This is a genomic window from Streptomyces sp. NBC_01363 (genome assembly GCF_026340595.1).
Classification (GTDB): domain Bacteria; phylum Actinomycetota; class Actinomycetes; order Streptomycetales; family Streptomycetaceae; genus Streptomyces.
The window spans coordinates 1,522,105-1,534,613 of record NZ_JAPEPF010000001.1; the positions used below are offsets into that span (position 1 = coordinate 1,522,105).

Sequence of the window (12,509 nt, forward strand, 5' to 3'; positions counted from 1 at the left end):
CATCCGCAGCCCCACGCCCCTTCACTGCCTTTAGACTCCTCCAGTGACAGCCCGCGGCCCGAGGGGCAAGATGGGGCCCGCTGTCGGCAAGGTGCGGTAACCAGGGAGGAAGCGTCGTCGTGAGCAGCAGGCCATCCCGAGGCGCTGCTCGCCTCGCAGCCATACTCGATGCACTTCCTGACGGGCTGCTGCTCGTCAACTGCAACGGCACGGTCGTCAACGCCAACACCATCGCGCTCGAAATGTTCGAGACGCCGGGCACCGCGCTCGTCGGTCGCGGGCTCCTCGATCTGCTGCCCGAGTTCGACTCCAAGCTGATCCCGGGCTCGATGCGCCGCCCCGAGACCGCCGACGAGCGCGTCCGTACCAAGCCGACCCGGATGACCGCGCGGCGGACCGACGGAACCGAGTACCCCGTCGAGGTCACCAGTGCCAGCCTGGCGGACGGGCAGGCCGCGTACAACGACTTCCAGAGCACCTACAGCGGCAGCTACACGGGTGACGAGCTGCTGATGCTCGTCGTACGGGATCTGTCGGGCACCGTGGACACCGAGGCCGAACTGGCCCGTTCGCAGCGGCAGACCGAGATGATCCTGCGGGCCGCGGCCGAGGGCGTGGTCGGTACGGACACCGACGGCCGGGTCGTCCTGGTCAACCCCGCCGCCGCGCAGATCCTCGGCTTCCGCGCCAGCGACCTGGGCGGCCAGGAGCTGCATCCGCTGATCCTGCACTCGCGGGCGGAGGGCGAGCCGTTCCCGTACGAGGAGTCGCCGCTCGCCGACACCCTGAGGTCCGGGCGCAAGCACCGGGTGCGCGGCCAGGTCCTGTGGTCCAAGAGCGGCGCGCAGGTGCCGGTCGATCTGACCACCGCACCGGTCCGGGACGGCGACCAGCTGGTCGGCGCCGTCATGACGTTCACCGACCGCAGGCCGTACGAGGAGCTCGGCGCGCAGCACCGGGCCGAGGTCGCCGAATTGACCGGGAGCCACACCGCCGAGGTCGCCGAACTGACGGAACGGCACAGCACGGAGCTGGCCGACCGGACCGAGCGGTACGCGGCCGAGCTGGAGGCGCAGGCCGACCGGCTGGCGGCGCTGACCGCCCGGCACACCCAGCTCACCGCCGTGCTCGGCGAATCGCTGCGCGGCCCGCTGGAGGAGCTGCGCGGCGAACTCTCCACGCTCGCCGCCGACCCGGCAGGACAGCTGTGGCCCGAGGCGAACCAGATCCTGCACCACCTGGCCGCGGGCTATGCCCGGATGACCACCCTCGTCGACAACGTGCTCGGCTACCAGCGCCTGGACACCGGCTCCGAGAAGCTGGCCAAGGCGAACGTGCTGCTGGACTCGGTCGTGACGGCCGGTATCGACGCGGCCGTCGAGCTGATCGGTCCCGGGCGCGCCCAGTTCGCCGTGCACGCGCCGCCGATCGAGGCCGAGGTGGACGCGGCCCGGCTGGTGACCGCGCTCGCCCATCTGGTCGCGGATGTCGCCGGGGTCGACTCGACCGGCAAGGCCCGGGTGGTGCCCGGCGGCGGGTACGTCGACTCCACGGTCGTCGTCGCGGCGGCGCAGCGCGGCGAGGTCGTACGGATCGAGGTGCGCGGACCGTTCGCCGGGGGAGACCCGGTGCACGAGCCGATCGTGCGCGGGATCGTGCGGGCGCACGGCGGCGTGCTCCAGACGCACGAGGTGCCGGGGATGAGCGGCAGCGCGTATGTGCTGGAAGTGCCGTTGGGCGCGGGTTCGGGCACGGTGACGGCGTCCGAGCCGGAGCCGGTGGCCGGGGCGCAGCCCGGTGCCGGGCCCGAGACGGCTGCGCAGCAGCCGGGCGGCGGGCGGCGACGGGCGCGTCGGGCGTCCACGGACGCGTTCCTGGAGAGCCCGGTGGGCGGTTCCGGGGCAGACGCCGGGTCCGGCGGTGACACGGCGGCGGCCGAGCCGACGGGGCGGCGACGGGCGCGTCGTGAGCCCGTGGCGCAGGACGAGCAGACGTCGCCGGGGGCGCAGGACACGCAGGGCGGGGGTTCGGGGCGCAGGCGGGGGCGGCCGAGTCCGGCCGAGACCGGGGCCCAGCACTCGTTTCCGGACCGGCCGGCCCAGTTGCCCGAGCAGGGGCAGGGGTCCGGGCAGCAGGGCGCCGGGCAGGCGTTGGCGCTGCCCGCGGCCCCGGCGCCGTCCGAGGGAGCCGTGGTGACGGCGGCCGAGGGCGCGCAGGGTGGCGGCGGCCGGCCGCAGCTCGGCCAGACCGTGCCGCCGCAGGGCGTTCCGGCCGACGGGCAGATGCCGGTGCCGGTGCCCGCGGGCGGACACCGCGCGCGTCAGGGAGCCGAGAACCAGCTGGCCCTGCCGGCTTCGGCCGGGGCTCCGGCTTCCGCCGCGGCCGAGCGACCCCGAGGGGTTCCCGCAGCCCGGTGACGGCGCCGGGCCCGGCGCGTCGCAGGCGCCTCAGCCGACCGGGCGGCGGGCCCGGCGGGCGCTGGCGGCCGCCCAGGAGCGGACCGACCGGGCCGAGCCCGCAGGGCCCCGTACCGCGTTCGCCCTCCCGCCGGCGGAGGCCGACCGCTCCCCGGCCACGGCCGCCGACGCGGACGCCTCGCTGCCGGGACGCCATGACTCCGTGCGCAGCGCGCCGGACGACGACCACACACCGCCGCAGGCGCATCCCGTACCGACCGGCCGTCGCCGGGCCCGGCACTCCGAGGCTCCTCAGCAGCCCGGTCGGCCCGAGGAGCCCGCCGTTCCCGGTGAGCAGTCCGAGGATCTGCCCGGCGACGGTGCGGACCGGCCCGTGGCCGGACGGACCACGCACGCCACCGGCACCACGGCCGTCGCGGCCACCCCGGGTTCCCCGGAGAGCGAGGAGGGCGCGGAGGGCGAGGCGGACCACCCGCGGATCGCACCCGTGCCGGACGCGCGCAGGCAGCCGCTGCCCGCGGAGGCCCCGATGCCCGGCGGCTCGTCGGACTCGACGCAGGGGCGCGCGTTCAGCGTGCGGACGCTCGGGCAGGGCGTGCCCTTCGCCCAGCACATCGCGCACCAGCAGAACCAGACGCTCGGCGGTGCCGGGCGGCGCCGCAAGCTCGCCGCCCCGCCGGAGGGCGAGCGCACCCCGCAGGCCGCCCCGTCGGCGCCGTCCGCGTCCGCGCCCGTTTCCTCCCCCGCCGGTGGGGCGCAGACCGGCCCCGCGCAGGGCCCGCTGCGTTCCGGGCCGGAGGCCGAGGGACGCTCGTACGCGATAGGGGCACCCGACGAGGGCGCCGAGGGGCCGGAGCCGCTGGACGGTCCGGGTGGCGCGGTCGAGGTCGCCAACCGTCCGTCGCCGCAGCCGGTCGACGACGAGCTGCCCCCGGAGCCGTTGGACAACCCGCGCCGGCTGCTCGTCTGGCCCGCGCCCGACGTCTCCACCCAGCAGGCGCTGAGCGACCGGGGCTACCGGCCGGTGATCGTGCACTCGCGCGAGGAGGTCGACGCCCAGATCGCGGCGTTCCCCGCCGCGCTCTTCGTCGACCCGCTGACCGGCCCGATCACCCGCAAGGCCCTGCAGTCGCTGCGTCAGGCGGCGGTGGCGGCCGAGGTTCCGGTGCTGGTGACGGCCGGGCTGGGACAGGCCTCGCGGGAGGCGGCGTACGGCGCCGACCCCGCCGTCCTCCTCAAGGCACTCGCCCCGCGCGACAGCGAACAGCATCCGCCCCGGGTGCTGTTGATCGAGGAGCACGAGGAGATCGCGCTGGCGCTGACGGAGACCCTGGAGCGCCGCGGCATGCAGGTGGCGCGGGCCGCCACCGACAGCGAGGCGGTGACGCTCGCCACCCGGATGCGGCCCAATCTGGTGGTGATGGACCTGATGCAGGTACGCCGCCGCCGGGCCGGCATCGTCGACTGGCTGCGCGCGAACGGCCAGTTGAACCGCACTCCGCTGGTCGTCTACACCTCCGCCGCCGACATGAACGGACCGGATCTGCCGAAGCTGAGCTCGGGCGAGACCGTTCTCTTCCTGGCCGAGCGGTCCACCAGCGAAGAGGTCCAGTCGCGCATCGTCGATCTGCTCGCGAAGATCGGTACGAACTGAGACGCGGGACATGACGGGGGCGGTACGGGATCACTCCCGTACCGCCCCCGTCGTGTCCACGGCCCTCGGCTCAGAGCCGGGTGATGTCCAGCTCGCCCTCCGCGTACTGCTTGCGGATCACCTTCTTGTCGAACTTGCCGACGCTGGTCTTCGGCACGGCCGGAATGATCGTCCAGCGCTCCGGCAGCTGCCACTTGGCGATGCCGGAGGTGGCGAGGAAGTCCTTCAGCGCCTCGTAGTCGGCGCTCGCGCCTTCCTTGAGGACCACGGTCGCCAGCGGGCGCTCGCCCCACTTCTCGTCCGGGACGGCGACGACCGCCGCCTCGGCCACATCGGGGTGCGCCATCAACACGTTCTCCAATTCGACGCTGGAGATCCACTCGCCGCCGGACTTGATGACGTCCTTGGCCCGGTCGGTGAGCGTGAGGAAGCCGTCCTCGCTGATCACGCCGACGTCGCCGGTCTTCAGCCAGCCGTCCTCGCTGAACTTGTCCTCGGGGCGCAGGGCCTCGCCGTCCGCGCCCCCGTAGTAGGCCCCGGCGATCCAGGAGCCGCGCACCTCCAGCTCACCGGCCGACTCGTTGTCCCACGGCAGGTGCTCGCCGCCGGGGCCGACCAGCCGCGCCTCGACACCGGCCGGGAAGCGGCCCTGGGTGACGCGGTAGGGCCATTCCTCCTCCTCGGTCAGTCCGGCGGGCGGGTTGGCCATGGTGCCGAGCGGCGAGGTCTCCGTCATGCCCCAGGCGTGGCAGAGGCGGACGCCGAGCTTGTCGTACGCCGTCATGAGGGAGGGCGGACAGGCGGCGCCGCCGATGGTGACGCGGGCCATGGAGCTGAGGTCGCGCGGGTTGGCGGTGACCTCGGCGAGCAGTCCCTGCCAGATGGTGGGGACGGCGGCGGCGTGGGTCGGCTTCTCGCGCTCGATCATCTCGGCGAGCGGGGCGGGCTGCAGGAACCGGTCCGGCATGAGCATGTTGACGCCGGACATGAACGTCGAGTGCGGCAGCCCCCAGGCGTTCACATGGAACTGGGGGACGACCACCAGCGTGGTGTCCTTGTCGGTCAGGCCCATCGACTCGGACATGTTGACCTGCATGGAGTGCAGGTAGATGGAGCGGTGGGAGTAGACGACGCCCTTGGGGTCGCCGGTGGTGCCGGAGGTGTAGCACATGGCGGCGGCCCGGCGTTCGTCCAGCTCGGGCCAGTCGAAGTGGGTCGGGCGGCCGGCGATCAGCTCCTCGTACTCGTGCACCCGGGGCGCCGCCCCGTCGAGGAGCGAGCGGTCGCCCGGCCCCGTGACGATCACGTGCTCGACCGACGTCAGGTGAGGGAGGAGCGGTGCGAGCAGCGGCAGCAGGGAGCCGTTGACGATGACGACCTTGTCGTCGGCGTGCCCGACGATCCAGACCAGCTGTTCGGCCGGGAGCCGGAGGTTGAGCGTGTGCAGCACCGCGCCCATCGAGGGAATCGCGAGATACGCCTCGACATGCTCGGCGTTGTTCCACAGGAGGGTGCTCACCCGCTGGTCGGCGTCGATGCCGAGCTCGTCGCGCAAGGCGTTCGCGAGCTGCGTCGCCCGCCGGCCGATCTCGGCAAAGCTGCGCCGCTGCGGCTCGGGTTCGCCGGTCCAGGTCGTGACCTGCGACTTCCCGTGAATGGTCATCCCATGCTTCAGGATGCGGGTGACAGTCAGCGGTACGTCCTGCATGGTGCTCAGCACGGCGTCCTCCCGGTGGGCGCTACGCGGCAGTAAGGTTGCGCTGATTCTGCTCACATACCGTTCGGTATGTCACTAGCTCCGGGAGTACGAATCGGTCTCGTTCGGCAAAATCAGGCCCGGTCGGCGCGCCGCCGTCGCCCGGGGTCACCGCACCGGAGCGAGCTCCGGGTCCTCCCTCAGCTTGCCGAGCGCCCGCGACACCGCGCTCTTCACGGTGCCGACGGAAACCCCGAGCACCTCGGCCGTCTGGGCCTCGCTCAGGTCCTCGTAGTAGCGCAGGACCACCATCGCCCGCTGCCGGTCCGGCAGCTTCAGCACGGCACGCCACATCGCGTCGTGCAACGACTGCTGCTCGGCCGGGTCGGGCCCCTGGACGGCCTCCTGCTCGGGCAGCTCGTCGCAGGCGAACTCGTCGACCTTGCGCTTGCGCCACTGCGAGGTCCGGGTGTTCAGCAGGGCCCGGCGGACATAGCCGTCGAGCGCCCGGTGGTCCTCGATCCGCTCCCAGGCGACGTACGTCTTGGTGAGCGCGGTCTGCAGCAGGTCCTCGGCATCGCTCGGGTTGGCGGTGAGCGAGCGCGCGGCGCGCAGCAGCACAGGCCCTCTCGCCCGGACGAAGGAGGAGAACGACGGATATGGGGCGTACGGGGTCCGCGAGGCGTACGGGGCGCGTGCGGTACGCGGTGTGCGCGACAGGTGCGTGCTCTGCGGTCCGTGCTGGCTGTGTGAGCCGTGCCCCGTGGTGTGCAGGGTGTGCGACACCTGTCCTGGGTGCGGCGTGTGTCCGGTGGTGGCGGCTCCCCCGGAGCTGCCCGTGCAGACTGGCGTGGTCATGGCTCCACGCTAGAAGCGGGCGCAGCTCCGGGGATCGGCCCCAGGTCCCGAAACCGCGTCCGCCTCAGGGTGTAGGGGTGGGGGCTGCTCCACCTCCTGTAGGTGGACTCGTCGTCCTGGGGGCTCAGGGGCGCCCCTGAGCCCTCAGGACGACCACGGACGCCGCCCCGGAGCGCGTCCGCTCAGCCGTCCGTGCCGAGGATCAGGCCAGAGGTGGGTACGCCGGTGCCCGCCGTGACCAGGGTCCTGGCCGCCCCGGGCACCTGGTTCACCGACGAGCCGCGGATCTGCCGGACCGCCTCCGCGATGCCGTTCATCCCGTGCAGATACGCCTCCCCCAGCTGGCCCCCGTGGGTGTTCAGGGGCAGCGCGTCCGCCTCGACGAAGCCGGCCGCCTCGCCCGGCGCGCAGAAGCCGAACTCCTCCAGCTGCATCAGGACGAACGGGGTGAAGTGGTCGTAGAGGATCCCCACGTCGATGTCGGAGGGGGAGAGGCCCGAGCTGCGCCAGAGCTGCCGGGCGACCACTCCCATCTCCGGCAGGCCGGTCAGGTCGTCGCGGTAGAAGCTCGTCATCTGCTCCTGCGCCCGCCCGGCGCCCTGCGCGGCGGCCACGATCACCGCGGGCGGCTGCGGCAGGTCCCGGGCCCGCTCGGCACTCGTGACGACGATCGCCTGCCCGCCGTCGGTCTCCTGGCAGCAGTCGAGCAGCCGCAGGGGTTCGACGATCCACCGCGACGCCGCGTGGTCGGCCAGGGTGATCGGCTTCCCGTAGAAGTACGCGGCGGGGTTCCGGGCGGCATGGCGCCGGTCGGTGACCGCGACATGGCCGAAGACGTCCGGCGTCAGCCCGTAGGTGTGCAGATAGCGCTGGGCGGCCATGGCGACCCAGGAGGCCGGGGTGAGCAGCCCGAAGGGCAGGTTCCAGCCGAGCGCCGTGCCTTCCGCGGTGGGCTCCCGCTGCTGCACGCCGGAGCCGAATCTGCGCCCGGAGCGCTCGTTGAACGCGCGGTAGCAGACCACGACGTCGGCCACCCCGCTCGCCACCGCCAGGGCCGCCTGCTGGACGGTGGCGCAGGCCGCCCCGCCGCCGTAGTGGACGCGGGAGAAGAACGACAGCTCACCGATGCCGGCCGCCTGGGCGACGGTGATCTCCGGGCTGGTGTCCATGGTGAAGGTGACCAGGCCGTCCACGTCTGCGGGGGTCAGCCCGGCGTCGTCGAGGGCGGCCCGCACCGCCTCGACGGCCAGCTTCAGCTCGCTGCGCCCGGAGTCCTTGGAGAACTCGGTCGCGCCGATCCCCACGACCGCCGCCCTGCCGCCGAGCGAATCGGCCCTGCGCACACTCATGCCGCCCCCTGCGGAACGCCGACGGTCACGGTGCCGGTGACATGCCGTCCGAGACCGTTGGCCCCGACGACGGCCACCTCGGCCGTCCCGTCGGACGCGACGGCGGTGACCGTGCCGCTCAGGACCATGGTGTCCCCGGGGTAGTTGGGCGCGCCCAGCCTGATGGCGACCCTGCGGAGAACGGCCGACGGGCCGAGGCGGTCGGTGACGTACCTGCCCACCAGGCCGTTGGTCGTCAGGATGTTCATGAAGATGTCCGGGGAACCCTTCTCCCGGGCGAGCTCCGCGTCATGGTGCACGTCCTGGTAGTCGCGGGAGGCTATCGCGCCCGCCACGATCAGGGTGCGGGTCACCGCGATCGCCAGCGGCGCGAGCTCATCACCGGCCTTCACCCCATGCCCTCCTTCACCAGCGACTCACCGAGTTCCTGAAGCACTTCGCCGCCGCATCCCAGGTAGGCGTCGAGCTGCCGCCCCCAGAGGAAGTGGCGGTGCACGGGGTGGTCGAGGTCCGCGCCCGTGCCGCCGTGCAGATGCTGTCCGGCGTGCACCACCCGCTTTCCCGCCTCGGACGCCCACCAGGCCGCGGTCAGTGCCTGGGGCCCGTACGGCAGTCCCGTGTCGTACCGCCAGGCCGCCTCGTACGCGGTGACCCGGATCGCCTCGGTGTCCATGTGGGCGTCGGCGGCGCGCAGCAGCACCCCCTGCTTGGTGGAGAGCGGGCGCCCGAACTGCTCCCGGGTGTTCGTGTGGGCGACGGCGCGGGCCAGCGAGCCGGCGCACACCCCGGCCTGCAGTCCGGCGAACGCCGTCCGGCCCGCGGCCAGCACCGCCGCGTACGCCCCGGCGCCGCCGAGCCGCTCCCCGGACGCCCCGTCCAGGACCAGCCGCGCCGCCGACCACGGCGCCGTGGTCTCCACCGGCTCGGCCAGCACACCGGCGTCCCCGGTCCGGACGATCCACAGCCGCCGCTCCCGGTCCGGGACGAGGACGAGGTCCGCGTCCCGCAGCCACGGCACGTACGGCACGCTGCCGCTCAGCCGCCCGCCGCCGTCCGCCCGTATCCCACCGCGTGCCGGGAAGGCCCCGGTGGCGACGGCCGTGCCGTCCCGCAGCGGCGGCAGCAGTCGCTCCCGCTGCTCGTCGCTGCCGTGTCCGGCGACGGCCAGCAGCCCGTACACACAGCTCGCCGCGAACGGCACCTGCGCCGTCGTGCGCCCCTGTTCCTCCAGCAGGAGCACCAGGCCGAGCAGCCCGGTCTCCTCGACCGCCGCGGTCAGTCCGGCCGCGCAGAGCTCCTTCCACAGCCCGGCGTCCGTCCCCGTGCCGACCGCGGCCAGCCGTTCGGGCGTCGACAGATCGCCGAAGATCCGCGCCGCGAGCCCCTGTGCCGCGGCCTGCTCCTCGGTGGGTGCGAAATCCATCTCAGCCCTCGCCTCCCCGGAAGACCGGAAGCTCCAACTCGGGGTCCGTACGCAGGAATTCCAGCCGGACCGGCATTCCCGTCCGCACCTTGTCGTACGGCACGCCGATGACATTGGCGACCATCCGCACCCCTTCCGCCAGCTCGATCAGCGCCACCGCGTACGGCCCGCCCGCCCCGTCGGCGCCGAAGGCGGGGAAGGGCGGGTGATGCATCACCACCTGGCTGAAGACGGTGCCCTCACCGCTCGCCTCGACCGTGTCCCACTCCTGGCCGCCGCACGCGTTGCAACCGGGCAGCCAGGGAAAACGCAGCGTGCCGCAGTCGCCGCAGCGCTGGATGAGCAGCCGGTGCTCGGCGACGCCCTGCCAGAACCCGGCGTTGTCCCGGTTGATCACCGGCCTCGGGCGCAGGCTCCGTCCACCGCCGCGCGGCGCCCGCTCCGGCGCCGCCGGGGTGTACTTGAGGATCCGGAAGCGGTGCGTCCCGGCGGGTTCCCCGTCCGCCCGGACGTCCATGCGCGTGGTGACGAAATAGCCCGTCCCCAGTTTGGTGGTCTTCCGTTCCGAGACCGATTCGACGACCGCGTCGAACGTGATCCGGTCCCCGGGCCGCAGCGGGCGCAGATACTCCTGCTCGCAGTCGGTCGCGACCACCGAGGTGTATCCCGCGCCGTCGAGCAGGCCGAAGAGTTCCTCGTACGCCGCGGAGCGGTCGGTGTGGCCCGACAGACCGCCCATCGTCCACGCCTGCAGCATCGTCGGCGGAGCGACCGCCTCCGGCCCCGAGTACGCCGGGTTCGTGTCCCCCATCGCCTCGCACCAGTGCCTGATCATCGGTGCGTTGACCGGGTCCTTGCCGGTGCCCGCGGTCGCGGCGGCCCGCCCCTCGAACTCCTTGAGCCGCCCGTACAACTCGTCGGGTTCCTCGGACACCTGCCGACCCTCGGGAACCTGCCGACCCTCGGACATCTGCCGCCCCTCCCGCACGACCGTCACCGCCTGCCCCTCTTCATGCCGAGCCGCATCGTCGCGACGATCTCCCGCTGCACCTCGCTCACCCCGCCCCCGAAGGTGTTGATCTGCGCCGCCCGGTTCATCCGCTCCAGCTCCCCGTCCCCGAAGGAGCCGGTCGAACCGCCCCGCACCGTGCCCGCCTCCCCGGTGATCTCCTGGCACATCCGGTACACCTCGACGGCGCTCTCGGTCCCCGCGAACTTCACGCCGCTCGCCTCGCCCGGGGCCGGCGAACCCGCCCCGACGTCGCCCACCAGACGCCAGTTGAGCAGGCGCGTCGCTGCCAGCCGGGCATACGCCTCGGCCAGCCGGCCGCGTACCCACGGCTCGCCGGCCGGGCGCCTGCCCGTCACGGGATCGGGGGTACGGGCATGGGCGAGAGCCGCCTCGTAGAAGTCCTCGGCCTGCATCCCGATCGCCGCGAGAGCCACCCGCTCGTGGTTCAGCTGATTGGTGATCAGCCCCCAGCCGCCGTTCTCCGGACCCACCAGATTGGTGACGGGCACCCGGATCCCGTCGTAGTAGGTGGACGTCGTGGTGAGCCCGCCCACGGTCTCGATCGGTGTCCAGGCGAAGCCGGGGGCGTCGGTCGGGACGAGGATGATCGAGATGCCCTGGTGCTTGGGCGCGTCCGGATCCGTGCGGCAGGCGAGCCAGATCCAGTCCGCGTTCTGGGCGTTGCTGGTGAAGATCTTCTGCCCGTCGATCACCCAGTGGTCGCCGCCCTCGCCGCTCCCGGGGCTCCGGGGGCTCCCGCCGCTCCCGGGACCGTCCGGGCCGGAGGCGACGTCCGGGCCCGAGGCACCGACGCGGTCCCGCACCGCTCTGGTGCGCATCGAGGCGAGGTCCGTACCGGCCTCGGGCTCGCTGTAGCCGATGGCGAAGACGAGCTCGCCGCTGAGGATCCTGGGCAGGAAGTACGCCTTCTGCTCGTCGGTCCCGTACTTCATCAGCGTCGGGCCGACGGTGTTGAGGGTGACCATCGAGACGGGCGCCCCCGCCCGGTACGCCTCGTCGAAGAAGATGAACTGCTCGTCGGCGCCTCGCCCCTGGCCGCCGTACTCGACGGGCCAGCCGAGTCCGAGCATCCCGTCGGCGCCGATCCTGCGCAGCACCCGCCGCTGCCCGGCCGGGTCCCCGTCACCCGGGGGCGTCCCCGCGTCCCTCCCGGGCATCACCTCGCGGAAGTACGTGCGGAGTTCGGCGCGCAGCTGTCGCTGACGTTCCGTCTGGGCGAGGTGCACGGCGGCTGCCTCCCGGACACGGGCGTACGGATCAGGGTTTCTGACTGTCCGTCAGATCAATGGCGGCTGTCAAGGCCGACGACACCCCCGCCACGGTCCGAACACCACATCGCCCGCAACGCGAAACGGCCCGCGCGGGGGTGTTGAAGCACCCTCGCGCGGACCGCTGTTCCACCGACCCTGACCCGCCCCCCGACCGGCCCATGACCGGCCACGACTCACCAGAGCTTGGTGAAGTTCAGCACGACGTTGTCGTTGTCCTGGTCGATCGCGGTGTACTCCGAGCCGTTCACCTGCGCGGTGTTGCTCTGGTTCGACGCTCCGGAGCCGACGGCCTGCTGCTGGGACGTGGACGAGTTGCCGCAGTTGTCGCCGTCGACGCCGCTGCCCACGACCGTCGCAACGGCCGCGTTCGACCCGTCGTTCGCGAACGAGCCGCTGTCGGCCTGGGCCACGCCACCGAAGAGCGCGACGGCGAGGGGCAGGGCGGCAACAGCGGCGAGGGCACGAGCGGTACGGATGCTTGCCATGTCAATTCCTCCAGGAACGGGAAGTACGGCTTGTTCCGGGACAGCCGGCCGACCGCCCCGGTGCTGGTCACGACGTCGCGAGACCAGAGCTTCCCACCGGACCCCCGGCGAACCACGCATGCGACCCGATTCCCCCGCAGGCGTGAGGAAGCACCCGATAAACCCTTTGCGCGCCCCACGCGCCCCGGCGCACACCCCGTACGCGCCCCATCCGGACACCGCCCCACCACCCGATCCCTTACGCCCCAAGGGAACAAGCGTTCCGGAGCCCGGCTCGCCGACGCCACGCTCCCCTTCCCTTTCTCGAACACCTGAACGAAAAT

Annotated in this window: 8 protein-coding genes and 1 pseudogene; 1 reads left to right on the top strand and 8 read right to left on the bottom strand. The window is 72.9% G+C overall.

Annotated elements, in window-relative coordinates; genetic code table 11:
• Positions 1-119: 119 nt before the first annotated feature.
• A pseudogene (locus OG611_RS07215) lies at positions 120-4,071 on the top strand (PAS domain-containing protein).
• Between the two features lie 70 nt (positions 4,072-4,141).
• On the opposite strand, the gene OG611_RS07220 reads toward OG611_RS07215, so the two are convergent.
• From OG611_RS07220 to OG611_RS07255, 8 genes are all read right to left on the bottom strand, one after another.
• Positions 4,142-5,791 (bottom strand): long-chain fatty acid--CoA ligase, encoded by a 1,650-nt coding sequence (locus OG611_RS07220; protein ID WP_266416635.1) that lies wholly within the window; start codon positions 5,789-5,791, stop codon positions 4,142-4,144.
• A gap of 144 nt (positions 5,792-5,935) precedes the next feature.
• Entirely contained in the window at positions 5,936-6,625 is a 690-nt protein-coding gene (locus tag OG611_RS07225; RefSeq protein ID WP_266416637.1) for a SigE family RNA polymerase sigma factor, read from the bottom strand.
• Positions 6,626-6,807: 182 nt separating this feature from the next.
• Positions 6,808-7,974 carry a lipid-transfer protein gene (locus tag OG611_RS07230; RefSeq protein WP_266416639.1) on the bottom strand — a complete coding sequence of 389 codons (1,167 nt, stop codon included), beginning with the start codon at positions 7,972-7,974 and terminating at the stop codon, positions 6,808-6,810.
• Positions 7,971-8,366 carry a MaoC family dehydratase gene (locus tag OG611_RS07235; protein WP_266416641.1) on the bottom strand — a complete coding sequence of 132 codons (396 nt, stop codon included), beginning with the start codon at positions 8,364-8,366 and terminating at the stop codon, positions 7,971-7,973. The genes OG611_RS07230 and OG611_RS07235 overlap by 4 nt, the downstream gene beginning before the upstream one ends.
• Complete coding sequence (locus OG611_RS07240) at positions 8,363-9,397, bottom strand: acyl-CoA dehydrogenase family protein (RefSeq protein WP_266416643.1); 1,035 nt, start codon at positions 9,395-9,397, stop codon at positions 8,363-8,365. The genes OG611_RS07235 and OG611_RS07240 overlap by 4 nt, the downstream gene beginning before the upstream one ends.
• A 1-nt stretch (position 9,398) precedes the next feature.
• Entirely contained in the window at positions 9,399-10,367 is a 969-nt protein-coding gene (locus OG611_RS07245) for a bifunctional MaoC family dehydratase N-terminal/OB-fold nucleic acid binding domain-containing protein (RefSeq protein ID WP_266425611.1), read from the bottom strand.
• 23 nt (positions 10,368-10,390) lie between these two features.
• A complete protein-coding gene (locus OG611_RS07250) occupies positions 10,391-11,656 on the bottom strand; it encodes an acyl-CoA dehydrogenase family protein (RefSeq protein WP_266416645.1) in 1,266 nt (421 codons plus the stop codon).
• Positions 11,657-11,874: 218 nt separating this feature from the next.
• Positions 11,875-12,186, bottom strand: a complete 312-nt coding sequence (locus OG611_RS07255; protein WP_266416647.1) for a hypothetical protein — start codon at positions 12,184-12,186, stop codon at positions 11,875-11,877.
• Positions 12,187-12,509: the final 323 nt, after the last annotated feature.